Raw genomic sequence first — 26,282 nt, forward strand, 5'->3', positions numbered from 1 at the left:
TCCACCAGGCCCGGGGTCAGTGGCGCAGCGCGAGGTTCAGCACGTCGCCGGCGTGGTCCAGGCAGTCGGCGCAGATCACGGCGTCCCGCGCGGCGCAGTCGACGCGCAGCAGCGGGCGCCGCAGGCCCAGGAACGTCCGCCGCTCCCGGCGGCCGCAGAACTCGCACACCGCGGCCAGCGGCGACGTCACCGCCGCCAGCACGTCCCCGCTCCCGGTCTCCCGGTCGGCGCCGTCGCGCACCACCCGGAGCCCGGCCCGCACGCAGTCGACGCAGATCGGCCCGGCCTTGCCGGGGACCCGCGGGCCGTGCACCGTGCCGCAGAACCGGCAGGGCCGCCCGGCCCCGTTCGCCGCCGTCACGCCGCCTCCTCACCGGCTTCGCCGCGCGCACACGGGTGCGACGTCGCCTCCCGGCCACGCTACCCGCATCGGGCCGGGCGCCGCGCGTGGTGACGATCCTCACCGCGCTCGTCCGGCTGCGATGTGTAGGCGACCCGCGACCGGGTAATCGGGGGTCAAGGCCCTTTTGGCGACTGGCCGATCCGGAAATGTCGCCGCAACGGGAAGGTGCACCCCCATGAACGACAAACTGGAAAACAAGGGCGAAGAGCTCAAGGGCCGCGCGAAGGAAGCCGTCGGCGACGCCACCGGCAACGAGCAGTGGCAGGCCGAGGGCAAGGCCGACCAGGCCAAGGGCTCGCTCAAGCAGGCCGGCGAGAAGATCAAGGACGCCGTGAAGGGCGTCAAGGACAAGCACTGATCTGTGCCACAAACTGCCGCACCCCGGATCCCGGGGTGCGGCAGTTCGTCGTTGCCCTAAGCGAGCCGCTCCACGGCGTCGCGCGCTTCCTTGAGGTCCGCGCCGGTGTTCTCGCGGTAGACCTTGATCGCCTGGATCTTCTTGCCCTCGCGCACCAGCGCGGTGACCTCGGCGAGCCCCGGCTCCTCGACGGTCACGCCGAGCTGCGCGACGATCGCGTCCAGCTTCCGTTCCATCCGCTCGAGCCGGCGGCTGAGCCTGCGTTCGGTGGCCGACGAGCCCAGGCCGACGACCGTGACGAGCAGGACGACCCCGAGCAGCAGCATCCCGTAGTCCATGGCGGGTCATGCTACGTCGGGAAAACTGTCGGTGCCCGCGTTTAGGGTGGGGGCATGACGACATTGACCGATCGCCCGAACACCGCGTTGCTGATCGTCGACGTGCAGAACGGCGTGATGAACGGGGCCCACGACCGCGCGGCCGTCCTCGCGAACCTCGTCGCCTTGGTCGAGAAGGCGCGTTCGCAGGGGGTCGAGGTGGTGTGGGTGCAGCACACGAGCGAGGAGCTGCCCCGCGAGAGCGAGGTGTGGCAGTACGTGCCGGAACTGGCCCGGCGCGAGCCGGAACCGTTGGTGCACAAGACTTACGGCGACTCGTTCGAGGACACCGACCTGGAGGCGGTGCTGTCGGCGCGCGGCATCGGCAAGCTGGTGGTGGCGGGAGCCCAGACGGACGCGTGCATCCGGGCCACCCTCCACGGCGCGATCACCCGAGGCTACGACGCAACGCTGGTGTCCGACGCGCACACGACGGAGGACCTGTCGGCGTACGGGGCTCCGGAGCCGGGAGCGGTCATCGCGCACACGAACCTGTATTGGCAGTTCCACACGGCACCGGGCCGGACGGCGGGGACGGTGCGGACCGCGGAAGTGGAGTTCGGGGTGACGGCGCCGGCTTGAGCCGCTGCTGGGGTTGGTTGAGGCACGCGCGGCGGTGAACCTGGGCTCGCTGGGGAGACCCGAGGCCGGGTCTGGTTGCGCAGGCCCGGCCCGTAACGCCAGCGGGTGAACCTGGGCTCGCTGGGGAGACCCGAGGCCGGGTCTGGTTGCGCAGGCCCGGCCCGTAACGCCAGCGGGTGAACCTGGGCTCGGCGGGGCACTGGCGCTGCCAGGCTAGGGAGACCTGCCGGGCCTACGCGAATCCCCATTCACGCTCCGCGCAAGTGGTCGCGCAGCTCCCTCGCCACCCTGGCCATCAGCACGTCCGCCTCGGGTTGCAGGACCGCCGGGACGCGGGACTCCGTCAGCGCCACCACTCCGAACACCCGGCCGTCCGCGTGCTCGACCACTCCGGCCTCGTGGCGCAGGTTGAGCAGCGTCCCCGTCTTCGAGGACCAGCGGGCCGCGTCCGAGGCGAAGTCCGGTGTCAGGCGGTGGCGGATCACGTTGTGCGCCATCAGCTCCCGGACGCCCGTCGCCACCGCCGGGTCGATGCGCGAGGGTGTCCACAGCGCCTGCAGCAGCTCGAGCACCGCCCGGGCCGATGCCGCGTTGGCTCGCGTCACGTCCAGCTGGGCCAGCCGGTGTCCCTGTCCCTGCGTGCCCGCGCCGATGGCCAGTGAATGCGCCAGGTCGACCTCGCCCGCGCCGAAGCGCTCGGCCGGTGTGTCGACCAGGTCGGCCATCAGGTGGCGTACCGCGATCCCGGACAACCCCCAGCCGTCCAGGGTGCTCATGATCGAGTCCGGTGGGGTGAGGCCGAACAGGGCGTCGGCCGCCACGCCGTCGCTCAGGGCCGTGCTCAGGTACAGCAGGTCGTCGATCGCGATGCGGGCCGGGTGGCGGAACCGCGTCAGCCCGATCGGCCCGGGTGTCGTCACGCCGCCGGGTGCGACCTCCAGCTGCGTCGCGCCGTCCAGCTCTCCGCGGCGGACACGCTCCAGGGTCGCCGCCGCCAGGGGGACCTTGACCAGCGACGCGATCGGGTACACGCGGTCCGGGTCGATCCCCAGCTCGTGCCCGGACCGCAGGTCGCGGACCAGGAACGAGCCGCGCAGACCGCCTTCGTCCAGTTCGGCCCGCAGCTGCCGGACCAGCGCTTCCGCGCTCACGCCTCGGCCCCCAGGCACCGGGCGATCGCGGACGACAAACCGCGCACCCGCTCGGCGTCCTCCCCCAGCGCCGCGGCGACGTCGAACCCGCGCGCCAGGACGACCTCCCCGACCGGCCGCCAGTGCAGTCCCAGCTGATCGGCCTGCGCCGCCGAGCACAGCAGCAGGTCCGCCGAGCCGAACACCGCCGCGGCGGCCGCGGTCAGCGAGCCGGCCACGGCGACCTGGGCGGGCGGCAGGCCCACGGCGTCCCGCACCCGCAGCAGCCGGTCCCGCACGTGCGGGACGTCGTCCTCGGGCTGGATCCGGACGTGCCGCCGCGGGCCGCCCGACCGCCCGGCCCGCAACGTCTCCAGGTGCACGACCCGCGCCGGCGGCGCGACCACCCCGGCCAGGCCCAGCGGGACGGACCACGCGCCCTCGTCGGCCGGGACCGCGACCAGCGCCGCCCGCACCTCCTGCGTGCGGACGAGCTCGGCCCGCTCCCCCGGCGGCGCCACGCGGAATTCCAGGTGGACGTCCCGCGCGCGGGCCTCGGCGGCCAGTTCCGCCAGCTCGCGCACGCCGCAGGTGTCCGGGACGGCCACGCGCATCGGCCGCAGCCGCGCCTGCCCCGCGTCGTGGTCCAGCGCGTCGGCCAGCTGCACGAGCCGCCGGGCCGAAGGCAGCACGTCCCGCCCGAACGGCGTGAGCCGCGCCCGGCGGGTCGTCCGGTCGAAGAGCCGTTCGCCGAAGTGCCGCTCCAGCGCGGCGATGCGCCGGCTCGCGACCGGCTGCGGGATCCGCGCGACCGCCGCGCCCGCGGTGAAGCTCCCCGCCTCGCTCACGCTCACGAACGCCCTGCAGCCGCCGACCAGGTCCACGACCCCACTCTATGCGATTCCGGCATCGAACCGTGCACTTCCGTCTTGGACAGCATGAGCGAACGCGGTGAGACTGCGGAGGTCGATCAAGATCGGAAAGGATGCCTCGTGCCGTTCCCCCACGTCCGGCGGGCCGCGCTCACCGCACTGGCCCTCGTGTCGCTCACCGCCTGCTCCGCCGAAGCCCCGGCAGCAGCCCCGCCGGCGACGGCGTCGATGCCGTCGAAGACCGCCACGGCCCCGCAACCGGACTTCGCGCCCCTCGAGCGTGAGTTCGACGCCCGCCTCGGCGTGTACGCCGTGGACACCGGCTCCGGCCGCGAACTCACCCACCGCGCCGACGAACGCTTCGGCTACGCCTCGACGCACAAGGCGTTCTCGGCCGCCGCCGTCCTCCAGCGCACGAGCGCCGACGGGCTGGCGAAGGTGCTGAAGTACACCCGCGCCGACCTGCAGCCGAACTCGCCGGTGACCGAAAAGCACGTCACCACCGGCATTTCCCTGCGCGACGCGATCGACGCGGCCCTGCGCTACAGCGACAACACCGCCGCGAACCTGCTGTTCGAGGAGCTCGGCGGGCCACCGGGGCTGGGCGCCGCACTGCGCGGGATCGGCGACACGACCACCCACGTCGACCGGACCGAACCCGGCCTCAACGACCTCGCGCCGGGCGACGTCCGTGACACGAGCACCCCGCGGGCGATGGCCGGCAGCCTGCGCGCGTTCACCCTCGGCACCGCGCTGCCGCCGGACAAGCGCCGGATCCTCACGGACATGATGCGCGCCAACACGACCGGCGCGACCGTGATCCGGGCGGGCACGCCCGCGGGCTGGGCCGTCGCCGACAAGACCGGCACCGGCGACTACGCGACGCGCAACGACATCGCCGTCGTCTGGCCGCCCGGGCGCGCACCGATCGTGCTGGTGGTCATGTCCGACAAGAAGGCGAAGGACGCGAAGGCGGACGACCGGCTGATCGCGCAGGCCGCGAAGCTGGCCTTCAGCGGCCTTCAATAAGGACGCGGGCCTCGAGGTCGACGCCGTGCGTGCCGACGACCTCGGCCCGGACCAGCGAACCGGGTTCCGGCGCCTCGCCGATGAACGTCACGTGCCCGTCGACCTCCGGTGCCTGGTGGGCCGCCCAGCCGATTCCGGCGGTCCCGACCAGGACCTCCACGACGGTGCCGAGCCGTTCCTCCGCGCGGCGCGAGACCAGGTCGTCGGCCAGGACCGAGAGCTCCTCGACGCGCTCGGCACGCACCGTGGCCGGGACCTTCTCCGGCAGGCCGGCGGCTTCGGTGCCGTCTTCGTCCGAGTACTCGAACACACCGGCGGCGTCCAGCCGGGCGTGCTCCAGGAAGAGCTTCAGCTCGGCGAAGTCGGCGTCGGTCTCGCCCGGGAAGCCGGCGATGAAGTTGGACCGCACGCCGGCGTCCGGCGCCACCGCCCGGATCCGCTCGAGCAGCTGCAGGAACCGCTCCCGGTCGCCGAACCGGCGCATCCGGCGCAGCACCGGGCCGCTCGCGTGCTGGAACGAGAGGTCGAAGTACGGCGCGACGCCCGGCGTCCCGGCGATCGCCTCGACGAGACCGGGCCGCAGCTCGGCCGGCTGCAGGTAGCTCACCCGGACGCGGTCGGCGACGGCGGCGAGCTGCGGCAGCAGCTTCTCCAGCGCCTGCAGGTCCCCGAGATCCTTCCCGTAGGACGTCGAGTTCTCGCTGACCAGCACCAGCTCGCGCACGCCGTGGCCGGCGAGCCACTCGGCCTCGGCGAGGATCTCGGCGGGCGGCCGCGAGACGAAGGCGCCGCGGAAGCTCGGGATCGCGCAGAACGTGCACCGCCGGTCGCAGCCCGACGCCAGCTTCAGCGGCGCGATCGGCCCGCCGCCGAGCCGGTGCCGCAGCACGCGCGGGCCGCTCGCCGGGCCGTGGCCGGGCACGTGGGCGGCCTGCCCGGCCGATCGCCGCACCGGCGTGATCGGCAGCAGCGTGCGCCGGTCTCGCGGGGTGTGCGCGGAGTGGGTCCGGCCTCCGACGACGTCCTCGATGCGGTCGCCGATCTCCGGGTAGTCGTCGAACGACAGGACGGCGTCGGCCTCCGGCAGCGCGTCGGCGAGCTCGCGGCCGTAGCGCTCGGCCATGCAGCCGACCGCGACGACCTTGGCGCCCTTGCCGGAAGCGGCCAGCACCGTGTCGATCGACTCCTTCTTGGCCGCCTCGATGAAGCCGCAGGTGTTCACCACGACGACGTCGGCTTCGGCGCCCGGTTCGGCCAGGCGCCAGCCCGAATCGCCGAGCCGGGCGGCCAGCTCGTCGGAGTCGACCTCGTTGCGCGCGCAGCCCAGGGTGACCAGGGAGACGGTGCGCACGACGATCAGTACGCGACGACGGTGACGTTCGGCGGCTCCGAGTCCCCGATCGCGGAGACGACGTCGCCCCGGCCGCCGCCTTCGTCGCCGATCGCCCGGGTCTGGACCAGCACCGGTGAGTCGACCGCGGGCGCGACGGCGCTCAGCGGCAGGTAGGCGGTGACGACCAGGCCGCTCGCCAACAGCACCCGGGCGATCCTGCGGCGCCGGTCGCCGGACTCCCGGACGCTGACGCACGTGCCCCACTGCTGCCCGGCCGGCGCTTCCGGCGTGGTCCCCTGACGTCGACGGCGTTCTTCGGCCATCCGCTCGAGCATGCTCACGGGTCCCCCTCGGTGCGTCCGGTAGCCGGTCGAGCCGAGAATCGCACGCTCCGCGAAACCGCCTCAAGGTCTTCACCGGAAGTGGCCGGAACCGGTCAGTGACCACCGAACAGGTGCCCGACCTCGGTTTCGACGTCGTCGAGCCACCCGGCCCGGCGCCGCTCGTCCGCGTCGGCGACCACGCGCAGCACCAGCCGGCGCACCTCCGGTTCGCCGAGGTACGGCGGGAGGCAGCGCTTCCAGATCGCGTCGAGCGGATCGCCGAAGAGCGTCCGCTCGCGCTCCTCGGTGGTGTCGGACGTGTTGACGACCAGCAGCCGCCGCAGCGAGAGCAGCGGATCCGGCGCGCCGCCGGCGTCGTCGAGGCGGTACGCGACACCCGGCACGAGGATCCGGTCGAGCCAGCCGCCGAGGATGGCGGGCGGCTTGCCCCACCAGTTCGGGTGAACCGCGACGAGCCCGCCCGCTTCGCGCAGTTCGTCCCGGTGCCGCCGCACCAGTGGATCCGGTTCGGCGGCGAGGAACTCCTCCGCCCGGGTCCCGCTCGTGTACGCCTCGTCCGCCCGGAGCACCGGGTCGAAGCCTTCGGCGTACAGGTCGTGGAAGAACACCGGCCGTCCGGCGCGGGTCAGGGCGTCGCGGACCCGCTCGGCGAGGGCGTGGTTGAAGCTCCCGGGCCGGGGGTGGGCCAGCAGGACCACCACCGGCCGGGACGTCTCGTCGATCACCGCGTCAGCTTGCCACGGCTCCGGTCCGGATCAGCCCGCGTTCGCCAGCAGGCCCGGGCCCGAAGGCGCGTTCCGCATCAGGCAGGCGTGGCACGGCATCCCGCGCAGCCCGTCGAGCACTTCGGCCTCGCCGGGGAAGATCTCCTCGCCGCACAGCGCCGTCAGCTGCGCCGGCACGGCGCCCACCGGCGGCACGGGGATCAGGTGGCAGACGCGTCTGCTTTCACCGACGACGCCTCGGCGTAGCCGCACCAGCGCGAGCATCCCACCGTTCTCAGCCATACACGGAACGTAGGCCGAACGGCTCATCGCGGCTTCGTGCCCGCGCACCAACGATCTTCGACGGCGGTGGTCCGGGGCACCAAAGTCACGCCGGCGACAGCACGGCCGCACCCAGGCGGTGGCTCAGGTTGAGCGCGAGCTCCACGTCCAGACGGCTCTCCCCCAGCTCGCGCGGCAGCAGCTCCTGCGCCTTGCGCACGCGGTACTGCACCGAGTTCTTGTGCATCGTCAGCTCCCCCGCGGCCGCCGTGTAGCTGCCGCCGGACGCGAGGAACACGCGCAGGGTGTCACGCAGCCGCGCGCAGTTCTCGTCGTCGGCGCTCAGCGTGCCGAGCGTGCTCGCGACCCACAGCCGGGCCGCGTTGAGGTCGGTCGTCATGAGAGCGACCGTGCCGACCTCCCGGAAGGTGAGCACGCGGTCGCAGTGCTCGCCGGCGGCCAGCGCCAGCGCGTGCACGCGGCGGGCCTGCTGGTGGGTGTCGCGGAACCCGTCGACGCCGGTGCCGGGGTCGCCGACCGTCACGCGCACGCCGGGGTCGGCCTCCGCGAGCGCGGCGTCGAGGTGCTCGCGGCGGACCGACGCCACCGGGAGCCACGCCCACGCGCCGGCCTCGTCGCGGGGCACGAACAGCGGACGGCCCTGGCCGCCGGCGCGCTCGAGCACCGCGCCCGCGACCGACTCCAGCAGCGACAGCACGTCATGGGCCTCGGAAGCGTGCCAGACGACCATCCCCACGTGCGTGCCGCGCAGGCGGTAGCCGATGACCGCCTCGGCCGCGTCGACGTCGGCCGGGCCGCCGTTCTCGCCCAGCAGGTCCAGCACCTTCGCCGCCCGCGCGGCACTCCGGTTGAGCAGCCACTTGTCGCGTTCGTCCTGGTAGACGCTCACGAGCTGGCGCACCACCCGCGTGATGAACTCGTAGGCGACCTTGAGCAGCCGCCGCATCATGGCCCCGAGCAGGGCCGCGTCGTCGACCAGCCGGATGCACTCCTGGAACCCGAAGTCGAGCATCGCGGCCTGCCCGAGGTCGTACGCCCGGATCAGGTCGAACACCGGCGTGCCGCGCTGCGCCAGCCGGCGCGCGTACTCCATGGCCGCGGCCGGCGGCTCGACGGTCGCGGGGTCGATGCCGTGCCGGAAGATCTGCAGGGCGGTCTCGATGTTCTGGTAGACGCTCGCCGACAGCAGGCTCACCATGCGCTCGTCGTCGTTGACCAGCTGGGGCAGGTCGGCCGCGTACAGCTGGACCAGCTCCGCGGTCAGTTCGCCCGCCCGGTCCGCGAGGGTGGCGGCGATCTGCCGGATGCGATCCGAGACGATTTCTTCGTCCACCATGGAGCCACCCTACGGGGTGAACGATCAAGCTCGTGCGACGAACTCGTCGATCAAGGCGAACGTTTCGGCCGGTGCCTGAACGTGGGGCACGTGCCCGGCGCCCGCGACGACCTCGAACCGGGCGTCGGCGAACGCGGCCGCGTAGGCCTTGCCGAACGCCGGCGGCACGACGACGTCGTCCGCGCCCCAGACCAGCAGCGCCGGGATCCGGACGCGCGCGAGCCGGCGCAGCAGCTTCGGGTCGGCGATCCGCGGGCCGCCGTAAACCCGCAGCGCGGCCATGTCCGCGGGGTCCGGTCCGGGTGCGCCGGGTGGCGGCTGCGGCAGGCTGATCGCGTGACCCTCGACCTCGGGGCCGATGCCGTCGAGCACGACCAGCCGGCCGAGGCGGTGCCCGCGGTCGCGCACGGCCATTTCGGCCGCGACCCAGCCGCCGAAGGAGCTGGCGACCACGAGCACGTCGTCGGCGTCTTCGTCGTCCAGGAGGTCGAGGTAGGTGACGGCGAGGTCGTCGACGCCGGAGAACCAGTCCGGCCGGGGCGTGCCGGCCCCGCCCGGGTGCGTCGGCGCGAGCACGCGGGCGTGCGGCGCGAAGTGCTCGACGATCGGCTCGACGCCGCGCGGGCCGGCGCCGCCGTGCAGGACGAAGACGGTGCGGTCGCCGCGGCCGGTGTCGACGAGGGGGATGTCCAGTCCAGAGTGGGGCCGCAGGGTGCGGGTCATGGTGGTTCCTTCCGTCAGTGGTGGGCGAGCATCCGCTCGACGAGCGCGCGCGGGGCGTCGGGCCGGAAGCAGATTTCGAGGTTGTCCTCGGACTCGCGGGCGGCTTCTCCCGCCCGTGGGAACAGCGCGGTTTCGTACGCCGTGAGAGCGCTTTCGACGTCGTCGTGGGTGGCCAGCGCGAGACCCAGTTCGGTGGCGTCGAGCATGGCGAGGTTCGCACCCTCCCCCGCAAACGGCGACATGACGTGCGCCGCGTCGCCGAGCAGGGTCACACCCGGCGCCCGCACCCACCGGTGGCCGGCCGGCAGGGCGTGGATCGGACGCGGGACCAGGACGCCGTCGCTTTCCTCGATCAGGGCGCGCAGCCCCGCGTCGAAGCCGGCGAAGACGTCGAGCAGGCGCGCGCGGTCGACGAGGTCCGCGACCGCGTCCGGGTCTTCGTTCTCGACCGCGGCGTACACCCGGATCCGGCCGCCGCCGTTGCGCTGGGCGATCAGGCCCTTCCCGCCGGCCAGCGCGAACATCGAGCCCGGGCCGACGAGCGCGGCCGCGGCCGGGTGCCGTTCGTCCACATCGGACAAGTTGGCTTCCACGAACGACAGTCCGGAGTAGCCCGGCACGGTGGCCGACAGCAGTGGCCGGACCTTCGACCACGCGCCGTCCGCGCCGACGACCAGGTCGGCCTCGACAATCTCGCCGGTGCCCAAGGTGAGCCGCCCGGCGGACACCGCGGTCACCTTGGTGCCCCAGCGGACGACGCCGGCCGGCAGCGATTCGACCAGGATCCGTTTGAGCGCCCCGCGATCCACCTCGGGCCGGGTACCGCCGCTCTCCTCGGCGGTCTCCTCGAAGTGGACGACGCCGTCGCGGTCCAGGATGCGCAGGGCCTCGCCTTCTTCCCGCGCCACGGCACGGAACTGCGCGGTCAGGCCGGCTTCGGCGAGTGCGCGCAGGCCGGACTCTTCGTGCAGGTCGAGCGTGCCTCCCTGGTCGCGGGCGGTCGGTGAGGCGTCGAGCTCGTAGACGGTCGACGCGATCCCGCGGGTGTGCAGGACGCGGGCCAGCGTGAGGCCGCCCAGCCCGCCGCCGACGATGGCGATGCCGGTCATGGGGTCTCCTCGGGTTCGGGGCGCGGGGTGGCGAGCGCGCCGTTGAGCAGCGCGTCGAACGCCCATCGCGAACGAGCGGGGCCGGGGCCGGACACCAGGTCGGCGGCCAGCGCGGCGATGTGCGGATGAGTCCGCGCGGATGCGGTGGCCAGCGAGCCGACCATGACGTCGTGCTCGCGGGCGGCCCCCGGCTTCTCGCGACGGCTGCCGTTTTCGACGGCGGTCGCCGTGGCGGTCAGCAGCAGGACGTCGACCGCCCAGGCGGCCTGCCCGGGAGCCATGCCGCCCGCGTCGAGCAGCGCGAGCACCGCTTCGACGAGGGCCAGGTAATGCGGCCCGCTCAGCCGGGTCACCAGCGCGACCCGGGCGAGGCTCGGGTGCGCGAAGAGGACGGACCGGTAGGAGTCCAGGACGGCCCACAGGCGCTCGCGCCAGTCGCCCGTCCCGCCGAGGTCCACCTCCGCGAGCAGTTCGTCGAGCACGGCGGCGTGCAGTTCTTCGGTGTCCTTGACGTACACGTAGAGCGAGGCCGCGCCGGTGTCCAGCTCCTTCGCGAGCCGGCGCATGGTGACGCGCTCGACGCCCTCGGCGCGCATCACCGCGACGGCGGTCGCGACGATGCCTTCGCGGGTCAACGCCGGTTTCGCCGGGCGTTCCCGACGGTTGTACGTGCTTTCCGGAGCCATGCCTCCACTGTAGCGAACATGTTCGTTCCGAGCACGTTTGCGACGAACATGTTCGTCGCGGCCTGCGTCACAGCTACCGCCGGCGCGGGCTTCCCCACGCTCGCGAACACGGGAGCGAGTGACCGAACTGATCCGTCAGGCCCAATGTGCACCGCTGCCCGGTTGAATGCTTCCGCACTGAAACAATCGGAAACAAATCCGAAACACAGACCAGTCCCCTAACTGGTCTGGACCACAATATGAAGATCACCCGGATGGCGGTTTCTGGCTCTACCGCAGGGTAAATCCAAAGGTACAGACCACTCTGGCATTTCGCCAGAGAAAACCGGTTAAGCAACTTTCGGGGGGTGCGTGAACTTCTCACGGACGGTATATCTGATTCCACCGAATCCGCAGCGGCCGGCGCCACCACCGGCCGGTTCGATGCCGTCCGCCCCCCGCTCACCGGAGGCACCATGCACCGCCTGGACCCGGCCCGCGACCACGTCATCGGGCTCTACCGGATCGTGATCGGCTTCCTCTTCGCCTGCCACGGCCTGAAAACGCTGTTCGGCCTGTTCGGTGCGAAGGCACCCGCCGCCGTCGGGGTGTGGCCTGGGTGGTGGGCCGCGGTGATCCAGCTCGTCTGCGGCACGCTCGTCTGCCTGGGCCTCGGCACCCGGGCGGCCGCGATCCTCGGCTCCGGCTCGATGGCCTTCGCGTACTTCACCGCGCACCTGCCGGACGGCCTGTTCCCGATCCAGAACGGCGGCGAAGCGGCGACGCTCTTCTGCTGGAGCCTGCTCGTCGTCGCGTTCGTCGGCCCCGGCCGCTTCGCGCTCGGCAACCTGCCCGCCCTGCGACGGGCTTCCGAACCGGCGCGGGAGCGCGTAACGGCTTAGGGGCGCGAGATCCCGACGCCGCTGCGGGCGTCGGGACCGTACTTCGCCAGCTCCGCCGCGAGGTCGAGCCGCCCGCTCTTCCCCCGGTCCTCGTCGGTCAGCAGCTCGCGCGGGATGATCCAGACGACTTCGAACTCGAGCCCGCTGGGATCCTTGGCGTACAAGGACTTCGTGGTGCCGTGGTCGGAGGAGCCGACGAGCGCGCCGGCCTCGGTGAGGCGGCCGGCGAGCCGCTCGAGGTCGCCGAGCGTGTCGACTTCCCACGCGAGGTGGTACAGCCCCACCGACGTCTTCCCCGCACCGGAGTCCGCGGCGGCCGAGCCGAGCTCGAACAGGCCGAGGTCGTGGTCGTTGGTCGACCCGGGTCCCCGCAGGAAGGCCGCGCCGGGGTACAGCTCGCCGTCTTCGGTGTATTCGAACCCCAGCACGTCCCGGTAGAACGCGACGCTTTCGGCCAGATCCCGGACGTAGAGCACGGCGTGGTTCAGGCGAAAGATCGACATCGAGGCTCCCCGCGCGGCACGCACATCGGTTGAAGTTTCAACTGAAGGTTACCACGAACGACGGTGCCCGGACTTCTCCGAGACCCACTCTCGGTAGGTGCGGTGACCGACCGGGCGACAAACCTTCGACACCGCATCGAGGCCCTGGTCAGGCGCGCCGGCGGTTCGTAGGGTGGATCCACCGCAGGACACCGTGTCAGCTGTCCCGCGGGCGGTGGCGGCCCCGGGTCCGACCTTTCCCCGAAGCCAAGTCCGGGGCGCCACCGCGTTTCGTCAGCTCACGGTCCCGCTCTCCCACCACCAGCTCTGCGAGCCGTAGGCGTATTCCACCCGGCTGTCGACGTGCTGGTGCGCGTCCGAGAGCGTGTACCGCTCCAGTCCGGAGAAGCCGCAGGCCTCGGCGAGCACGTAGACCTGGCGGGTGCTCAGCCCGTTGACGTAGGCGTCGGCCGCGGTGCCGTAGACGTGCATGCTGTTCGACGCGCCGCCGACCGACTGGTTGTGCGCGATGCTGCGAAAGCCGGAGGAGATCGTGATCGACCGGCCGCCCGCCTTGAGCCGCAACGCTTCCAGCTTGTACATCAGCCGGCGGACGTTCTCCTTGACCGTCGCCTCGGCGACTTTCCCGCCGCCGAACCCGGTGCCGTCCTTCGACATGAACTCGCTCCACTCGAAGTGCGCGGTCGAGCCGTCGGCCGACTCGAGAGCGTCGAGCGCGGCGAAGTCGTCGGCGTCGGCGATCCCGTTCGCCGTCAGGTGGTTCGCGGCCTGGAAGCGCTTCAGCGCGGCCGTGGTGCCGGGCCCGAAGTCCCCGTCGACCGAGACGTAGGTCTGCTGCGGACCGTCGGCGGCCCACCCGGCGACGCGGATCTGCAGCTCCTTCACGGCGGCGCCGGTCGAGCCGGACTTCAGCGAAGACGGCCAGGAGTAGGCCTCCGCGACCGCGGGGAAAGCCGTCATCGCGGCGACGCCACCGGCCAGGGCGAGCCCGGACTTGATCAGGGTGCGGCGGTCGAAGCGGGACGGGCTCATCGGAACCTCCGAAGTGCTCGGCGACAGGGCGCCGCAGCAGACCCCGGCCGGCCAAAGATCCGCCAAGCTCCATCCCCGCCGGCCCGGGCCCCGCGCCGGCCGGCCGCACTCTTCGTGAATCCCTGACGAGCCACACTCATTTACATACATACACCACGTATGTATCCTCGCCCCATGACGAATCGGAGCGAATCCCTGGGTCAGGAGCGCCGGGTCCGGCTGCCGGCCGGCGAGGTGCGGTACTTCGAGCGGGGTGCGGGTGCCCCGGTGGTGTTCGTCCACGGGGTGCTGACGAACGCCGAGCTGTGGCGGAAGGTGGTGCCGGACGTCGCCGCCGCCGGATTGCGGTGCCTGGCCCCGGATCTGCCGCTCGGCTCGCACGACCTCCCGATGCGGGCGGACGCCGACCTCTCCCCCGCCGGCAACGCCGACCTGATCGCCGACTTCCTCGACGCGCTCGACCTGCGGGACGTCACGCTCGTCGCGAACGACACCGGCGGTGCGCTGACGCAGATCCTGCTCAGCCGCCGTCCGGAGCGGGTCGGGCGGGTCGTGCTCACGCCGTCGGACTGCTTCGAGTACTTCTTCCCGCCGATCTTCAAGGCACTGCCGCCGATCGCCCGGATCCCCGGTTCGATGGCGGTGCTCGGGCAGCTGCTGCGGATCCGCGCGCTGTACCCGCTGCCCGTGCTCTTCGGCTGGGTGACCAAGCGGCCGCTGCCGGACGCCGTCGCGCAGGCCTACCTGTCGCCGCTGCGGAAGTCCGCCGGGGTGCGCCGCGACCTGCGCAAGCTGCTGCGCGAGGTGCACCCGCGGCACACGCTCGCCGCCGCGGAGGCGCTGCGGACCTTCGACCGGCCGGTGCTGCTCGCGTGGGCCCCGGAGGACAAGCTCTTCCCGATCCGGCTGGCCCACCGCCTCGCCGCGCTGCTCCCGGACGCGAGGGTCGTGGAAGTCCCGGACTCCTACACCTTCGTCTCCGAAGACCAGCCCGCCGCGCTGGCCGGGCACATCGTCGAGTTCGCGGGCGTCATGGCAGATTAGGCGGGTGCGACGTACCCAGCAGGACCGTTCCGCCGGCACGAAGGCCGCCCTGGTCGCCGCCGCGCGCGAACTGTTCGCAGCCCGCGGCTACCAGGCCGTCCCGGCCGACGAGATCACCCGCGCCGCCGGCGTCACCCGCGGCGCGCTGTACCACCACTACGCCGACAAGCAGGGCCTGTTCCGGGCCGTCGTCGAAGAGCTGGAACGCGAGCTGACCGAGGAGGTCCAGGCCGCGTTCGCCGGCGGCGCGGACCCGCTGACCGGCATGATGCAGGGGCTCGGCGTCTTCCTCGACGCCTGCCTGCGCGAGGAGGTCCGCCGCATCTCGCTCACCGACGCCCCGGCCGTGCTGGGCTGGGACGTCTGGCGCGAGATCGAGGCGGAGTACGGCCTCGGCCTGATCGTCGCCGTGCTGGAGCAGGCCAGGGCGGACGGGCTGATCGTCGAGATGCCCGTTCGCGCCCTGGCGCAGCTGGTGCTCAGCGCGGTGATGGAGGCGGCGAGGATGATCGCCGCGGCCGACGAACCGGCGCGGACCCGCGCCGAGGTCCAGCAGGTCCTCGGCGGCTGGCTCGCGAGCCTCCTGCGGACCTAACGCGTCGTGTAGGTGCTCAGCACCGCGGGCCCGACCGGCGTGCTCGACACCAGCCGCAGGTCCACGGCGTCTTCGAAGAGCCGTCTGCCCTCTCCGGCCACGCTCGGGAAGACGAGCAGGCGGTACTCGTCGACCAGACCGTGGCGGCCGAGCGCCTGCACGATCCCGACCGACCCGATGACGATCAGATCGCCCGTGTCCTTGGTGACCTCGTCGACGAGATCTCCGTGCAGCAGCGAGGAGTTCTGCCACGCGGACACGTCGGTCAGCGTCCGCGAAGCGACCAGCTTCCGGGCCGCGTTGAGGCGGTCGGGGAATTCGCCGGTGCGGCCGGGCCACAGCTTGGCGAACAGCTCCCACGTGGTGCGGCCGAACAGCAGGGTGCCGGTTTCGAGCAGGGTGCCCAGCCGGAACTTGTCCCCGGCCACCGCCTCCGGGCCGTGCCGGAAGGCCCAGCCGCCGGCGGCCGTGCCCCCGGAGCCGTCCGGGTCCTCGACGACACCGTCCAGGGTGAGGAACTCGACGACGATCACGCTCATGACCACTCCCGGTGGATTCCCGCCGCGCCCGGGTGGCGCGGCCTCACCGGTACCTACCGGCGGCGCCCGCCGGATTCATCGCCCAGGTGCGCGGGAGTCGTCCCGTCTTCGACCTCGACCGCGTCGAACCACCCGCACGCGGGCTCGCCGGGCGGCCGGTCGAACCGCGTCACGTACGGCTTGAGGTCGAGCACGGGCGTGCCGTCCAGCAGGTCGACCCCGGCGAAGCGGATGGTGGCGCCGTCGACGCCGAGGAGCCGGACCAGGCTCAGCCCGATCGGGTTCGGCCGCCGCGGGCCGCGGGTGGCGAAGATGCCCATCCGGCGGCCCTCGCGGCGGAGCAGGTACGGGACCTGCGTCAGCGTGCCCGGCCGGTCGGGGCGGTCCAGCAGGCTGAGCAGCCACGCGTAGTCGAACCCGGCCAGCCCGGCCAGGCCTTCGGTGTACCGCGGGTCGAGCTCGATCGTGCCTTCTTCGGCGCGGTTCGCGCCCGCCTGGACGGGCGTGTGCTCGAGGTCCGTGCGGGCGGTGCGCACGACACCGATCGGGATCATCGGCCCAGCGTAGGACCTGGCGACCGGTGCCGTGCGCGACGCACTACGCGGTGACGAGCGAGAGACCGTAGGTCTGCAGGATCTCGTTCACCGGCTGGAACCACGTCTCGCCGCCGGAGCTGCAGTTGCCCCAGCCGCCGGACGTCACGCCCTGGGCCTGGTCGCCGGTGATGAAGGAACCGCCGGAGTCACCGGGTTCGGCGCAGACGTTCGTGCGGGTCACCTGGTAGACGGCGCCCTGGGAGTAGTTGACGGTCTCGTTGAGCCCTTCCACGACCCCGCAGTGCCAGTGCGTCGTCGAGCCCGAGCGGCACACCGAGGTGCCCACCGGCGCGACCCAGGAGCCGCGGACGAGCGCGTCGCTCACCGTGCCCCAGCCGAGCACGACCGGCGCGTTCCACCAGCCGTTGCCGGTGCGGATGAACGAATAGTCGTTGCCGGGGAAGGAAGAACCGGCGAAGCTGCCCATCGCGGAGCCGTCCCAGCCGACGACCGAACTGCCGACGCCGCCGCAGTGCCCGGCGCTGACGAACCCGCCGTTCACGGAGAAGCCGATCGAGCAGCGGGTGTTGCCGTTGATGTAGTACGGGTCGCCGCCGACGGTGCCCGCCGAGAACGGCTCGGCGGCCGGTGCGGTCGCCACGGTCACCGGGCCGGCTTTCGCGGCCCGCGCCAGGAAGGAGTCGACGTCGGCGCCGTGCGCGCCGGGCCGCAGGGTCACCACGACACTCCCGGCGCGCGGGTCGGTGCGCCAGCCGCTGACGGCCGCCGGTGCGGGGTCGGCCTTGGCGGAGGCGTCGATCGCGGCCTTGGCCGCGTCGAGCTTCGCGGCGCTGACCTTCGCCGGCGCGGCTTCGGCCCCGGCCTGCCGGACGGCGGTCGCCGCGGCGGGGTCGGTCACGCCGACGACGAGCTTGCCGAGCGCGGGGTCGAACCAGGCACCCCCGAAGGCGGCGCCGGCGGCCTGCTGCGCGGCCGGCATCACCCGCGCGGCGGTGATTTCCTGGCCGAGCCGGGTTTCGGCCTGGGCGGCGGTCAGGCCGAAGTCCCGCTGCATGGCGGAAATCAACCCGGGCGAAGCGACGGCCGGACTGAGTGACGCGGAGGCGAGGGACGCGGTCAGGACGGCGGCGCCGCCGAGGGCGAGGGCGATTCTTCGACGCATGAGGTCTCCTTCGAGGCAGGGGGGAAAGAAACTCACCGTGGGCCGAGTGTGCGGGCGGATCGTGGGGGTGGTCCAGATTTGTCCGGTCTTCTGTCCGGAATTCGCGGAGGCGAACGTCTGTCCGTTGTGGACTTCGCGCGCACAACGCTTGCCACACAAGGAGTTTCGTGCTCGCGAAAGAACCGCGAACAGGCCTCGCCTCGTCCGCGCCGGCGGTCGCGCACCGCCTCAGAAAGGTTTGGACCAGTAGAACACGGGGGCCCCGCCGCGGGTCCGAAAGAGAGTCTGCGGGGCAGCAGACGTGCATGAGCGTCCCCCTCAGCGGCACCCCGGCCGTTGACAGCGTTCACCCCACCGGGCAAGAATCATATTTCCTATAGGATTCTGTCAGGGGGATCGTTGACTGTCGTCACGCGGGCCGAGGCCTTTCTCGTCGATGTCGAGGTCGAACGGGTCCGGACCGACGCCGTGCAGGCGTTCACGTCCCAGGAGACCGTCTTCGTCGAGCTGACCACCGACGACGGCGGCAGCGGGCTCGGCTACTCCTACACGATCGGCACCGGGGGCAGCTCCGTCGTCGCGCTGCTGCGCGATCACCTGCTCCCCCGCCTCCTCGGGCGGGACTCCCGGCTGGTCGAGGCGCTGTGGCGGGACCTGTTCGCCGCCACCCGGGCGACGACCGTCGGGGCCATCACCTCGCTCGCGCTGGCCGCCGTCGACACCGCGCTGTGGGACCTCAAGTGCCGGCGGGCCGGCGAACCGCTGTGGCGCGTCGCCGGCGGGTTCCGGGCGCGCGTTCCCCTCTACGACACCGAGGGCGGCTGGCTGCACCTGAGCACCGAGGAGCTCGTCACCGGCGCGAAGGCCGCCGCGACCGCCGGGTGGGGCGGCGTCAAGGTGAAGATCGGCAAGCCCGACGCGAGCGAGGACCTCGACCGGCTCGCCGCGGTCCGCGCGGCCGTCGGGCCGCGGTTCGACCTGATGGTGGACGCGAACCAGTCGATGACGGCCGCCGAGGCCGTCCGCCGGGCGGCGGCGTTCGGCCCGCTCGACCTGTTCTGGCTGGAGGAACCGCTGCCGGCCGACGACGTCTCCGGGCACGCCCGGCTCGCCGCCGCCACCGCGGTCCCGATCGCCGTCGGCGAGTCGCTCTACTCGATCGCGCAGTTCCGCGACTACCTGCACCGCGGCGCCGCCTCGATCGTGCAGCCGGACGTGGCCCGGGTCGGCGGCATCACGCCGTGGCTCAAGGTCGCCCACCTGGCCGAGGCCTTCAACGTCGAGGTCTGCCCGCACTTCCTCATGGAACTGCACGTCAGCCTCGCGGCGGCCGTGCCGAACGGCCGGTACGTCGAGCACATCCCCCAGCTGCGCGCGATCACCCGCACCGGACTCACCGTCGAAAACGGCCACGCCGTGGCCCCGGAAACACCCGGGCTCGGAATCGACTGGGACCGCGACGCCATGGACGACCGCCGCACATCGTGAAAACCGAAACCGCGAACACGACACCGCCCGGCCACCCGGAAATGGGTGGCCGGACGGTTCTTCCCGAAATCAGATTTCGTCGACCTGGTAGGTGACCACCCGCGCCGGGACGAGCAGCGCCCCGGCGCATTCCGCGGTCGCCGGGCCGAATCCGTACGGCACGAAATCACCGGCCACGAACCAGAACGCGCTGCCGTTGGCGCAGTGGGCGAGCACGCGGTACCCGTAGCCCTGGCCGGGGAAGCAGCTGACCGAGACGCCCTGCCCGAAGAGCGTTCCGTAGCGCTCGCCGAAACAGCCGGGTGGCGCGAAGTCGCCGCCGGCCGCGACCGCGGGCACGACCGACAATCCGAACAGCGAAAACACAGCGACCGCGAGAACCGCCAATTTCCTGCGCATGACCACTCCTCAACGCGGAGAACCCCGACGCAACCGAGCTTAGGAGGGCGGAAGAATTACCGGCAATTCATCGGAACAGTGAATGCGAGCGCAGCGGAAAGTCACGACGCTGCTCCATCCGGGCTAGCCCGCGCCCCTGGACGGATGGTGGACGGCCGCGCGATTCCGCAACGGCTGACGCAAACCCGATCACGCCCGGCGTTCTTCGCCGCGTAGACGGCCTTGTCCGCGGCCCCGAGCACTTCGTCCACCTCGCGGCCCGCGTCCGGGTGCACCGCCACCCCGATGGACACCGAAAGCCCGGCGATCCGCGTCCCGTCCGCCACCACCACGGCCAGCTCCGCCACCGCGTCGCGGATCCGCTCGGCGACCGCCACGGAGTGGACCTGCCCGATGCCGGGCAGCAGCACGACGAACTCCTCGCCGCCGAACCGCCCGACCGCGTCGTAGATCCGCACCTCGCCCCGGACGGCATCGGCGACCGCGCGGAGGACGTCGTCGCCCGCCAGGTGCCCGTAGGTGTCGTTGACCCGCTTGAAGTGGTCGAGGTCGAGCATCAGGATCGCGCAGTGCCCGCCGGCGCGCGCCGCCCGGCCGAGCTCGGCCTCCGCCCGCGTCCGCCACTGGGCGATCGAGAGCAGGCCGGTCTTGGGATCGCGGGCTCGCAGTTCCAGCCGCCGCCCGAGCTCGCCGCGGTGCAGCAGGACGAGGGGCAGTACCAGCAGCGGAACCAGCAAAGGCCGCACCACCAGCAGCGCCGCGGCGGCCGCGCCGAGGCACAGCGTCGCCGCGTCGAGCAGGTTTTCCGACGCCGAACCCGCGAAGGAGAGGAACGGGCACGCCGGATCGTGCAGCTTGAACCCGATCAGCACCAGCAGGTTGTTGACCAGCACGAACGTCAGACCGCCCGCGGCCGTTCCGGCCAGGCCGCCGAACAGCCCGGCCGCGGCGTGGACGGCGAAGACGGTGACCACGTGGGTCGCGACCGAGCACGCCGCCCGGTACGGCCGGGCACCCGGAACGCCGCCCACCGTGCGCAGCCAGAAGTGCCCGTAGACCAGCACCGCCAGCACGACCGCGAGCAGCGGCGGCAGCGAGAGCGCCCCGGCGAAGAACCACACGGAAGTGACGGTGACGTGCGGATTGCTGGCCAGGAACCGCCGCATCCTCTCGGCTTTCGCGGACAGCTCGGTCTGCACGACCGCCGAGCCGAGCAGGACCGCGAAGAACACCCACTCCCGTACCGTCGGCACCGGAGACGGCACGGCGAACGGCAGCACGACCGCGGTGACCTCGACCGCCAGGTAGTACGGCAGGACACCGGGCGGCGCGGTACGCAGCCCGCCGGGTCGCTCCGGACGGGCAGCACCGATTTCCCCCTGCTGATCCACTTTCCCTCCCGTGGCCGTGGATCGGCCGGGCTCCCCCGCCCGGCGCTCCCAGGATAGGCGCACCGGGCGGGCCCGCGGAAGCCGCCGGACGGGGTGTCCGAAGTGGACGGTCAGTGGGCGAACGCGGTCAGGAAGCGGTCGCGGAAGGAGTCCATCTTCCAGACCGGGGCCTGCGCGGCCGGGTGCAGGCCGTCGGTCCAGCCCCAGCCGGAGATCCGGTCCAGCACCTTCGGGTCCTTCGCCACGATCGTGATCGGCACGTCGTGCACCGCGCCCTGCGGGGTGACCACCGGCGGCTGGTGGTCGCCGAGGAACACGAGCACCGTGTTGTCGTCGCCGTAGTGCTGCATGAACGAGATCAGCGTCTTGAGCGAGTAGTCGGTGGCGTCGCGGTAGGCCTCGCGGATCTTCTCCGGGTCCTTCCAGACCGACTCCGGCGCCTCCCCCGCCCCCGGCTGCGGCGCGAAGATCGAGCCGTCGCCGACCTGGTTCCAGTCCACCAGCCAGGGCCGGGGCGACCACGGCGCGTGGCTGGACACGAGGTCCAACTCGGCCATCACCGGCTTCTGCGCGCTCTTCGCGAGCTCGTTGCGCTGCAGCATCGAGAACGTGTACTGGTCCGGCATCGTCGCATAGGCGAACCCCGGGCCCTTGTAGCCGATGTTCCGGAAGTCGTAGTAGGCGTCCGGGTGGTAGAACCGCTGGCCCTCCGGCCAGTCCTTCGTGTGCGCGGGGACGTCCCAGACCGTCTTCCAGCCCGCCTTCTGGAACGCACCGCCGAGGGTCAGCCGGTCGCTGTCGAGCAGGTTGTTGTAGCGCTGCTGGTTGTCGATCCACATGCCGGACTCGACGGTGGAGTGCGCGAGCCAGCTGCCGCCGCCGAACGTCGAGGACGACAGGAACGCGCTCTTCGCGCCGATGCCCGCCGCCTTCAGCTGGGCGGTGCCCGCGTCGAGCGTCGCGCCGATCTTCGGCGCGAACTCCGGGTCGTCGAGCGCGACGCGGCCGTAGCTCTCCACGAACGTGAGCACCACGTTCTTGCCGCGCAGCCCGTTCAGCAGCTGGTCACCCGGGGTGTTCCGGAACGCGTCGTCGGCGGCCAGCTCACCGAACGGCCGCTGTTCTCGCAGGTCGGTGCTCACCTGGCGCAGGTCGTCGTACGCCGAGGCGGCGGCGTTCTGGGCGGCGACCGGCTGGCCCGGCGCGATCTCGACGCCGAACACCGAGCAGACGATCCAGATCACGCCGAGCACGGCCACCACCCGCGTCGCGCCGGTCCGCCGGCCGGCCGCGATCCGGCTCAGCCGCAGCATCGCGAGCACCATGAAGGCGACGATCGCGATCGCGAGCACCACGGCACCGGCCAGCGCGGCGTACGCACCCACGTCCCCGATCTCGCCCGCGAGGAACTCGACCCCGGCGTTGAAGAAGCTCCAGTCGTAGATCGGGTCGAACGGCTTCTCCAGCGTCGCGTAGAAGCCCGTGTCGAGCGCCTTCAGCACGGTGAGCAGGCCCAGCACCAGCCCGACCAGCACCGCGACGACGCCGCGCGCCCGCGGCGGCAGGACCAGCACGAACGCGGCCACGATCAGGCCCTCCACCGGGACGCGGACCAGCGCTTCCGGCGAGAACGAGTTGAGGTCGTCGGGCGCGAGGAGCGCGAAGAGCACCAGCAGCCCGGCCAGGACGGTGAGCACCACGCTCGCGACGGCGTGCCGCCGGGCGGCCCGGGGCAGCCCGAAGTCCGGCAGCGGTGCACCCCCCTCCGGGGTGCGGCGGCGGGCACGCCGCGGCAGCGGCAGACCGGTGGTTCCCATCATGGTGCGGCCTCACATCACGGTTCACGGGTCGGCCGCCGATCCCCTGCGGCGGGGACGGCGGTCTCACCGCATATACGGGGCGCGGCGGCGTGCGGTTCACGCCGCCGCGCCCGGTCACGCCGCGGGCGGCCAGAGGTAGAGCTTTTCCGGGACGATCCGGACGATCAGCCGCCGCGCGTCCGGTTCCGGGGGCGGTGTCTTGCCACCCATGTAGCGGTCGTACATTTCGTGCAGCAGGACCTTTTCCGGGTCACCGGTGACTTCGACGCGGCCGCGGATTTCGACGTACCGGCCGGGGTTGCTCGAGACCAGCAGGCTGACCCGCGGGTCGCGCCGCATGTTGCGCGTCTTCAGCCGGCCTTCGATGGTGCTGAACACGACGGTGTCGCCGTCGCGCTTCACGAAGATCACCGACGACTGCGGCCGTCCGTCGGCGTTCGAGGTGGCGATCACCGCCGTGTGCGGGCCGTCGAGCACCTCGCGGGCGGCGTCGGGCAGGGGCACGGTCACCGGGACGTCCTTTCGGAAAGCCAGTCGACGAAGGTCAGCAGGCCGGGGTGGAGCTTCCGGACCTCGGCGGGGTCGCGAGCGCCCGCGTACGCGGCTTCGAACTCCCGGGTGAACCGGAACATGTTGGCCAGCTCGGCGGGGAGGACGTCGGGCGGAACGTCGTCGAACCGCACGGGTTCGCCGTGGGCCTCGGCGAACGCGGCCGCGAGCTCGGCGCCGGTGAGGTTCTCGCCGGTGATGCTCACCGTCCGCCCCACCAGCTCCGGACGGCGCAGGATCGCGTGGGCGCAGCGGCCGATGTCGGCCACCGCGATGCCGGGCAGGCGCGCCGGTCCGAGCGGCAGCGCCAGCGCGAGGACACCGTCCTCGCCGCGGCGCGGGCCGCCGCCGTCCAGGAAGTTCTCCCAGTAGAACGCCGTGCGCAGGAACGTCGTGGGCACGCCCGCGAACTCCGCGTCGGCCGCGCCCTTGACGTCGTAGTGCGGGACGCGATAGCCGCCCGGCAGCAGCGGGACCCGGTCGTCGGCGAGCGTCCGCGTGTCCTCGAACGTCGACCACACGACGTGCGCGACGCCGGTGTCCCGCGCGGCCGCGGCCATCGTCGCGGCGTGCGCCCGTTCCCGTTCCGGCGGGTGCTCCTGGGCGGACGTGACGCAGAAAGCGCCGTACGCGCCCGCGAAGGCCGCCTCGACCGACGCGGGGTCGTCGAGGTCCGCGGTCACGACCTCGGCACCCAGGCCGGCCAGTTCCTTCGCGCGCGGCGAACCCGCGTCACGGGTGATGGCCCGGACGGCGAACGCGCCGCCGGGGTCCGCGGCGATCGAGCGGACCAGCCCGCCGCCCTGCCGCCCGGTGGCGCCGACGACGGCCACCACCCTCTTCTCTTCGTGGGGAGTGCTCATGCCTGTACCGACCGGGCCCGCGACCAAAAGGAATCGGCCGTACCCGAACCCGCCGGTCCCAAACCCGCGAGCCCGGCTTTCACCCGGGAAAGGGGCGGTAATACCCACGACAGGTGAGTGCCTGCCGCCGTTCGGTTGCGGGCCGGTTGCGCCGGTGGTCTGCTCGGGAGGTCCGAAGATCGATTCCGCACGGAAGGCCCGCAGCGATGAACCTGTTCGACAAGGCGAAGGAAGCCCTCGGGAACAACCCCGACAAGGCCGACCAGGGTGTCGACAAGGCCGCCGAGGCCGCCAAGCAGCGCTTCGGCGACCACGCCGACAAGATCGACCAGGGCTCGGACAAGGTGAAGGACTTCCTGCACAAGCAGGGCGGCGGGCAGCAGGACGCGCCCCCGCAGTAAGCCCGCCCCGGTGCGCGCCCAGCCGTCCGGGGGAAGCACGCTTCGCTCCCCGCTCGGCTGGGTACCACCGGCTCCGTGGTCGCCACCTATCTCGTCCCCGTCCGCACCGCCCTCATCCTCTTCCCGTTCCTCGTGCTGGCCGTCATGCTCCCGGCCGCCTTCGTCAGCTACCGCCGGCGGGGCCGCGCCGGCGGCTGGCCGACGTTCGTGTTCTACGCGTTCCTGTTCTACCTGCTGGCGATCGCCACGCAGACGGTGCTGCCGCTGCCCGCCGACCCGTCGTACTGCGCCGGGCACACGTACGCGAGTTCTCCGCAGTTGCGGCCTTTCTACTTCGTCGAGGTGGTTTCGCAGCGCGCCCGCGGGCATTGGAGCCCCGGCGCGCTGCTGCACAACCCGGCGGTCTGGACCACCGCGCTCAACGTCGTGATGCTCGCGCCGCTCGGCTTCTACGTCCGCTACGCGCAGCGGATGCGGATCGTGCCCGCCGCGCTGATCGGCTTCGGCGTGTCGCTGTTCTTCGAGCTGACGCAGCTGACCGGCCTGTGGTTCGTCTACCCGTGCCCGTACCGGCTGTTCAGCGTCGACGACCTGATCCTCAACACGGCGGGCGTCGTCGTGGGCTGGCTGCTGGCCGGTCCGCTCGGCCGACTGCTGCCCTCGCCGCAGCCCGAGCACGACCGGCGCCACTACGCCGCGCGGGTCACGTTCACCCGGCGGCTGTTCGCGCTGGCCACCGACCTGCTCGGGTTCGCCGCGCTGCTCGGCTTCCTGTTCGGCCTGCTGACGCTGTTCGGCGAGGATCTCGAGCACCGCGACACGCCGGTGGTGATCCTCGCCCTCGTCTGGTTCGTGGTGCTGCCCGCGGTGACCGGGTCGACGCCCGGGAAGCGGGCGATGCTGCTGCGCGTGGTCCGCCGGGGCCGCCGCCGCGCCGGGCCCGTCGCGCTGCTGGTCCGCAACGGCGTCCTGCTCTCGCCCCTGTGGCTCACGTGGTGGCTCCTGGAGCTGGACCACTGGGACCTCGGCAGGCACCCCGAGCAGCTGCTCCTGCCCGTCGCGCTGGCCGCGTCGGTGTTCGTCGTGGGCGTCTGGACGCCGCTGGCGGTGCTGCTGGACGGCGAGCACCGGGCGCCCTACGAACGGCTGACCCGCACGGTCAACGTCGCCATCGTGGGACCGGCCGAACCGGAGCCCGAACCGGCGGCCGAACCGGCCCGCCCCGACAAAGTCCTTAAAGGACTGTGATGGGGCACCGTGCTGCCTCGGCCGGAGGGCGCTGGTAGATTGCGACGGGAGCAGGTTGAGCCGCCAGCCCGCGTCCCCGATCCCCCATTCTGGAGCTTGCATGACCACCGACGCACTGCGGCCTCGGCAGCGGTTTTCCGGTGACGGCTGGTCCGTGGACATCCACGAGGACCGCGACCTGGAGATCTACACCCTGCGCGGCGAGTTCGACTTCGCGGTCTCGGCGAAGCTCGCCGGACTCCTCCCGGCCGAGCCCGGCGCCCGCCGGATCGTGCTGGACATGACCGAGGTGGCGTACTGCGACTCCAGCTGCCTGCAGATCCTGCTGCGGCTCGGCACCCGCCTGCGCGACGCCGGCGGCCGGCTGGCCGTCGTGTCGACCGTGCACGCGGTGGTCCGGCCGATCGAGCTGCTTGGCCTCGGCGACGTCATGCCGCTGCACCCGAGCCTCGCTGCGGTGCGTGCCTCTTGGGGCGAAGAAACGTGACGGCCTCCGATATCCGTGTGGGCGGGACCGGATC

At 72.4% G+C, this 26,282-nt stretch carries 32 protein-coding genes; 10 read left to right on the plus strand and 22 right to left on the minus strand.

Annotated features, from left to right (window positions below; translation table 11 throughout):
* Nucleotides 1-16 precede the first annotated feature (16 nt).
* Complete coding sequence (locus tag QSK39_RS16420; RefSeq protein WP_285478601.1) at nt 17-361, minus strand: hypothetical protein; 345 nt, start codon at nt 359-361, stop codon at nt 17-19.
* Between the two features lie 217 nt (nt 362-578).
* Here QSK39_RS16420 and QSK39_RS16425 point away from each other — a divergent pair, with 217 nt between their 5' ends.
* A complete protein-coding gene (locus QSK39_RS16425; RefSeq protein WP_284746653.1) occupies nt 579-761 on the plus strand; it encodes a CsbD family protein in 183 nt (60 codons plus the stop codon).
* 56 nt (nt 762-817) lie between these two features.
* Here the strand turns inward: QSK39_RS16425 and QSK39_RS16430 are convergent, their stop codons facing one another.
* Nucleotides 818-1,099, minus strand: a complete 282-nt coding sequence (locus QSK39_RS16430; protein WP_285478602.1) for a hypothetical protein — start codon at nt 1,097-1,099, stop codon at nt 818-820.
* 54 nt (nt 1,100-1,153) lie between these two features.
* Between QSK39_RS16430 and QSK39_RS16435 the strand changes: the two genes are divergently transcribed.
* Nucleotides 1,154-1,720, plus strand: a complete 567-nt coding sequence (locus tag QSK39_RS16435; RefSeq protein WP_285478603.1) for an isochorismatase family protein — start codon at nt 1,154-1,156, stop codon at nt 1,718-1,720.
* Nucleotides 1,721-1,968: 248 nt separating this feature from the next.
* On the opposite strand, the gene QSK39_RS16440 is transcribed toward QSK39_RS16435, so the two are convergent.
* Both QSK39_RS16440 and QSK39_RS16445 read right to left on the minus strand, forming a co-directional pair.
* A complete protein-coding gene (locus tag QSK39_RS16440; RefSeq protein ID WP_285478604.1) occupies nt 1,969-2,871 on the minus strand; it encodes a serine hydrolase in 903 nt (300 codons plus the stop codon).
* Nucleotides 2,868-3,734: a LysR family transcriptional regulator gene (locus QSK39_RS16445; protein ID WP_285478605.1), complete on the minus strand. Its 867-nt coding sequence runs from the start codon at nt 3,732-3,734 to the stop codon at nt 2,868-2,870. Before QSK39_RS16445 ends, QSK39_RS16440 begins: the two co-directional genes overlap by 4 nt.
* Nucleotides 3,735-3,842: 108 nt before the next feature.
* Here QSK39_RS16445 and bla point away from each other — a divergent pair, with 108 nt between their 5' ends.
* Nucleotides 3,843-4,751 (plus strand): class A beta-lactamase, encoded by a 909-nt coding sequence (gene bla / locus QSK39_RS16450; protein ID WP_285478606.1) that lies wholly within the window; start codon nt 3,843-3,845, stop codon nt 4,749-4,751.
* On the opposite strand, the gene rimO is transcribed toward bla, so the two are convergent.
* The 8 genes from rimO to QSK39_RS16490 all read right to left on the minus strand — a co-directional run bounded on the left by rimO (nt 4,735) and on the right by QSK39_RS16490 (nt 11,289).
* On the minus strand, nt 4,735-6,102 hold the full coding sequence (gene rimO / locus QSK39_RS16455; RefSeq protein WP_502873281.1) for a 30S ribosomal protein S12 methylthiotransferase RimO: 1,368 nt from the start codon (nt 6,100-6,102) through the stop codon (nt 4,735-4,737). The two genes, bla and rimO, sit on opposite strands and share 17 nt — an antisense overlap.
* A gap of 5 nt (nt 6,103-6,107) precedes the next feature.
* Nucleotides 6,108-6,425, minus strand: a complete 318-nt coding sequence (locus tag QSK39_RS16460; RefSeq protein WP_285479949.1) for a hypothetical protein — start codon at nt 6,423-6,425, stop codon at nt 6,108-6,110.
* 95 nt (nt 6,426-6,520) lie between these two features.
* A complete protein-coding gene (locus QSK39_RS16465) occupies nt 6,521-7,153 on the minus strand; it encodes an NAD(P)H-dependent oxidoreductase (protein ID WP_285478607.1) in 633 nt (210 codons plus the stop codon).
* 30 nt (nt 7,154-7,183) lie between these two features.
* Nucleotides 7,184-7,435, minus strand: coding sequence for a hypothetical protein (locus QSK39_RS16470; RefSeq protein WP_285478608.1), 252 nt, complete (start codon nt 7,433-7,435; stop codon nt 7,184-7,186).
* Nucleotides 7,436-7,520: 85 nt separating this feature from the next.
* Nucleotides 7,521-8,771 (minus strand): PucR family transcriptional regulator, encoded by a 1,251-nt coding sequence (locus QSK39_RS16475; RefSeq protein ID WP_285478609.1) that lies wholly within the window; start codon nt 8,769-8,771, stop codon nt 7,521-7,523.
* Nucleotides 8,772-8,795: 24 nt separating this feature from the next.
* The gene (locus tag QSK39_RS16480) at nt 8,796-9,494 is read right to left on the minus strand and encodes an alpha/beta fold hydrolase (protein WP_285478610.1); all 699 of its coding nucleotides are present in this window, start codon (nt 9,492-9,494) and stop codon (nt 8,796-8,798) included.
* 14 nt (nt 9,495-9,508) lie between these two features.
* Complete coding sequence (locus QSK39_RS16485) at nt 9,509-10,603, minus strand: FAD-dependent oxidoreductase (RefSeq protein ID WP_285478611.1); 1,095 nt, start codon at nt 10,601-10,603, stop codon at nt 9,509-9,511.
* Nucleotides 10,600-11,289: a TetR/AcrR family transcriptional regulator gene (locus tag QSK39_RS16490; RefSeq protein ID WP_285478612.1), complete on the minus strand. Its 690-nt coding sequence runs from the start codon at nt 11,287-11,289 to the stop codon at nt 10,600-10,602. Before QSK39_RS16490 ends, QSK39_RS16485 begins: the two co-directional genes overlap by 4 nt.
* Nucleotides 11,290-11,744: 455 nt before the next feature.
* On the opposite strand from QSK39_RS16490, the gene QSK39_RS16495 reads away from it, so the two are divergent.
* Complete coding sequence (locus QSK39_RS16495; RefSeq protein ID WP_285478613.1) at nt 11,745-12,170, plus strand: DoxX family protein; 426 nt, start codon at nt 11,745-11,747, stop codon at nt 12,168-12,170.
* Here QSK39_RS16495 and QSK39_RS16500 read toward each other — a convergent pair.
* Together QSK39_RS16500 and QSK39_RS16505 are read right to left on the minus strand one after the other, a co-directional pair.
* Entirely contained in the window at nt 12,167-12,673 is a 507-nt protein-coding gene (locus QSK39_RS16500) for a VOC family protein (protein ID WP_285478614.1), read from the minus strand. The two genes, QSK39_RS16495 and QSK39_RS16500, sit on opposite strands and share 4 nt — an antisense overlap.
* Nucleotides 12,674-12,946: 273 nt before the next feature.
* Nucleotides 12,947-13,705, minus strand: a complete 759-nt coding sequence (locus tag QSK39_RS16505; RefSeq protein WP_285478615.1) for a D-Ala-D-Ala carboxypeptidase family metallohydrolase — start codon at nt 13,703-13,705, stop codon at nt 12,947-12,949.
* A gap of 174 nt (nt 13,706-13,879) precedes the next feature.
* Between QSK39_RS16505 and QSK39_RS16510 the strand changes: the two genes are divergently transcribed.
* Together QSK39_RS16510 and QSK39_RS16515 are read left to right on the plus strand one after the other, a co-directional pair.
* The gene (locus tag QSK39_RS16510; RefSeq protein WP_285478616.1) at nt 13,880-14,749 is read left to right on the plus strand and encodes an alpha/beta fold hydrolase; all 870 of its coding nucleotides are present in this window, start codon (nt 13,880-13,882) and stop codon (nt 14,747-14,749) included.
* Nucleotides 14,750-14,753: 4 nt separating this feature from the next.
* Nucleotides 14,754-15,344, plus strand: a complete 591-nt coding sequence (locus QSK39_RS16515; RefSeq protein ID WP_285478617.1) for a TetR/AcrR family transcriptional regulator — start codon at nt 14,754-14,756, stop codon at nt 15,342-15,344.
* Here the strand turns inward: QSK39_RS16515 and QSK39_RS16520 are convergent.
* From QSK39_RS16520 to QSK39_RS16530, 3 genes are read right to left on the minus strand one after another with little or no spacing between them, the layout of a single operon-like run.
* On the minus strand, nt 15,341-15,883 hold the full coding sequence (locus QSK39_RS16520; protein ID WP_285478618.1) for a dihydrofolate reductase family protein: 543 nt from the start codon (nt 15,881-15,883) through the stop codon (nt 15,341-15,343). The two genes, QSK39_RS16515 and QSK39_RS16520, sit on opposite strands and share 4 nt — an antisense overlap.
* A 53-nt stretch (nt 15,884-15,936) precedes the next feature.
* The gene (gene tsaA, locus QSK39_RS16525) at nt 15,937-16,437 is read right to left on the minus strand and encodes a tRNA (N6-threonylcarbamoyladenosine(37)-N6)-methyltransferase TrmO (protein ID WP_285478619.1); all 501 of its coding nucleotides are present in this window, start codon (nt 16,435-16,437) and stop codon (nt 15,937-15,939) included.
* A gap of 43 nt (nt 16,438-16,480) precedes the next feature.
* The gene (locus QSK39_RS16530) at nt 16,481-17,602 is read right to left on the minus strand and encodes a S1 family peptidase (protein ID WP_285478620.1); all 1,122 of its coding nucleotides are present in this window, start codon (nt 17,600-17,602) and stop codon (nt 16,481-16,483) included.
* A gap of 399 nt (nt 17,603-18,001) precedes the next feature.
* Between QSK39_RS16530 and QSK39_RS16535 the strand changes: the two genes are divergently transcribed.
* On the plus strand, nt 18,002-19,090 hold the full coding sequence (locus QSK39_RS16535) for a mandelate racemase/muconate lactonizing enzyme family protein (RefSeq protein WP_285478621.1): 1,089 nt from the start codon (nt 18,002-18,004) through the stop codon (nt 19,088-19,090).
* 69 nt (nt 19,091-19,159) lie between these two features.
* Here QSK39_RS16535 and QSK39_RS16540 read toward each other — a convergent pair whose 3' ends face one another.
* From QSK39_RS16540 to QSK39_RS16560, 5 genes are all read right to left on the minus strand, one after another.
* Nucleotides 19,160-19,489, minus strand: coding sequence for a hypothetical protein (locus QSK39_RS16540; RefSeq protein WP_285478622.1), 330 nt, complete (start codon nt 19,487-19,489; stop codon nt 19,160-19,162).
* A gap of 101 nt (nt 19,490-19,590) precedes the next feature.
* Nucleotides 19,591-20,880, minus strand: coding sequence for a GGDEF domain-containing protein (locus QSK39_RS16545; RefSeq protein ID WP_285478623.1), 1,290 nt, complete (start codon nt 20,878-20,880; stop codon nt 19,591-19,593).
* Between the two features lie 110 nt (nt 20,881-20,990).
* Complete coding sequence (locus tag QSK39_RS16550; RefSeq protein WP_285478624.1) at nt 20,991-22,700, minus strand: sulfatase-like hydrolase/transferase; 1,710 nt, start codon at nt 22,698-22,700, stop codon at nt 20,991-20,993.
* A gap of 114 nt (nt 22,701-22,814) precedes the next feature.
* A complete protein-coding gene (locus QSK39_RS16555; protein ID WP_285478625.1) occupies nt 22,815-23,210 on the minus strand; it encodes a PPOX class F420-dependent oxidoreductase in 396 nt (131 codons plus the stop codon).
* Nucleotides 23,207-24,112 carry an NmrA family NAD(P)-binding protein gene (locus tag QSK39_RS16560; protein WP_285478626.1) on the minus strand — a complete coding sequence of 302 codons (906 nt, stop codon included), beginning with the start codon at nt 24,110-24,112 and terminating at the stop codon, nt 23,207-23,209. The genes QSK39_RS16555 and QSK39_RS16560 overlap by 4 nt, the downstream gene beginning before the upstream one ends.
* Before the next feature lie 206 nt (nt 24,113-24,318).
* Between QSK39_RS16560 and QSK39_RS16565 the strand changes: the two genes are divergently transcribed.
* The 3 genes from QSK39_RS16565 to QSK39_RS16575 all read left to right on the plus strand — a co-directional run bounded on the left by QSK39_RS16565 (nt 24,319) and on the right by QSK39_RS16575 (nt 26,248).
* Nucleotides 24,319-24,513 carry an antitoxin gene (locus QSK39_RS16565; RefSeq protein WP_284746680.1) on the plus strand — a complete coding sequence of 65 codons (195 nt, stop codon included), beginning with the start codon at nt 24,319-24,321 and terminating at the stop codon, nt 24,511-24,513.
* Between the two features lie 75 nt (nt 24,514-24,588).
* Nucleotides 24,589-25,761 carry a VanZ family protein gene (locus tag QSK39_RS16570; protein WP_285478627.1) on the plus strand — a complete coding sequence of 391 codons (1,173 nt, stop codon included), beginning with the start codon at nt 24,589-24,591 and terminating at the stop codon, nt 25,759-25,761.
* Between the two features lie 100 nt (nt 25,762-25,861).
* Complete coding sequence (locus QSK39_RS16575) at nt 25,862-26,248, plus strand: STAS domain-containing protein (RefSeq protein WP_285478628.1); 387 nt, start codon at nt 25,862-25,864, stop codon at nt 26,246-26,248.
* The last annotated feature ends 34 nt before the right edge of the window (nt 26,249-26,282 follow it).

It is taken from the genome of Amycolatopsis sp. NBRC 101858 (assembly GCF_030269325.1).
GTDB classification, from domain to species: Bacteria; Actinomycetota; Actinomycetes; order Mycobacteriales; family Pseudonocardiaceae; genus Amycolatopsis; species Amycolatopsis ponsaeliensis.

Excerpts from the sequence above, each read along its gene's own strand:
- QSK39_RS16500 (WP_285478614.1), bottom strand. The coding sequence starts at position 12,673 with ATGTCGATCTTTCGCCTGAACCACGCCGTGCTCTACGTCCGGGATCTG.
- QSK39_RS16490 (WP_285478612.1), bottom strand. The coding sequence starts at position 11,289 with ATGGCTCCGGAAAGCACGTACAACCGTCGGGAACGCCCGGCGAAACCG.
- QSK39_RS16520 (WP_285478618.1), bottom strand. The coding sequence starts at position 15,883 with ATGAGCGTGATCGTCGTCGAGTTCCTCACCCTGGACGGTGTCGTCGAG.
- QSK39_RS16530 (WP_285478620.1), bottom strand. The coding sequence starts at position 17,602 with ATGCGTCGAAGAATCGCCCTCGCCCTCGGCGGCGCCGCCGTCCTGACC.
- QSK39_RS16560 (WP_285478626.1), bottom strand. The coding sequence starts at position 24,112 with ATGAGCACTCCCCACGAAGAGAAGAGGGTGGTGGCCGTCGTCGGCGCC.
- tsaA (WP_285478619.1), bottom strand. The coding sequence starts at position 16,437 with ATGATCCCGATCGGTGTCGTGCGCACCGCCCGCACGGACCTCGAGCAC.
- QSK39_RS16540 (WP_285478622.1), bottom strand. The coding sequence starts at position 19,489 with ATGCGCAGGAAATTGGCGGTTCTCGCGGTCGCTGTGTTTTCGCTGTTC.
- QSK39_RS16550 (WP_285478624.1), bottom strand. The coding sequence starts at position 22,700 with ATGATGGGAACCACCGGTCTGCCGCTGCCGCGGCGTGCCCGCCGCCGC.
- QSK39_RS16505 (WP_285478615.1), bottom strand. The coding sequence starts at position 13,705 with ATGAGCCCGTCCCGCTTCGACCGCCGCACCCTGATCAAGTCCGGGCTC.
- QSK39_RS16510 (WP_285478616.1), top strand. The coding sequence starts at position 13,880 with ATGACGAATCGGAGCGAATCCCTGGGTCAGGAGCGCCGGGTCCGGCTG.
- QSK39_RS16435 (WP_285478603.1), top strand. The coding sequence starts at position 1,154 with ATGACGACATTGACCGATCGCCCGAACACCGCGTTGCTGATCGTCGAC.
- QSK39_RS16565 (WP_284746680.1), top strand. The coding sequence starts at position 24,319 with ATGAACCTGTTCGACAAGGCGAAGGAAGCCCTCGGGAACAACCCCGAC.
- QSK39_RS16470 (WP_285478608.1), bottom strand. The coding sequence starts at position 7,435 with ATGGCTGAGAACGGTGGGATGCTCGCGCTGGTGCGGCTACGCCGAGGC.
- QSK39_RS16475 (WP_285478609.1), bottom strand. The coding sequence starts at position 8,771 with ATGGTGGACGAAGAAATCGTCTCGGATCGCATCCGGCAGATCGCCGCC.
- QSK39_RS16495 (WP_285478613.1), top strand. The coding sequence starts at position 11,745 with ATGCACCGCCTGGACCCGGCCCGCGACCACGTCATCGGGCTCTACCGG.
- QSK39_RS16485 (WP_285478611.1), bottom strand. The coding sequence starts at position 10,603 with ATGACCGGCATCGCCATCGTCGGCGGCGGGCTGGGCGGCCTCACGCTG.
- QSK39_RS16425 (WP_284746653.1), top strand. The coding sequence starts at position 579 with ATGAACGACAAACTGGAAAACAAGGGCGAAGAGCTCAAGGGCCGCGCG.
- QSK39_RS16575 (WP_285478628.1), top strand. The coding sequence starts at position 25,862 with ATGACCACCGACGCACTGCGGCCTCGGCAGCGGTTTTCCGGTGACGGC.
- QSK39_RS16430 (WP_285478602.1), bottom strand. The coding sequence starts at position 1,099 with ATGGACTACGGGATGCTGCTGCTCGGGGTCGTCCTGCTCGTCACGGTC.
- QSK39_RS16480 (WP_285478610.1), bottom strand. The coding sequence starts at position 9,494 with ATGACCCGCACCCTGCGGCCCCACTCTGGACTGGACATCCCCCTCGTC.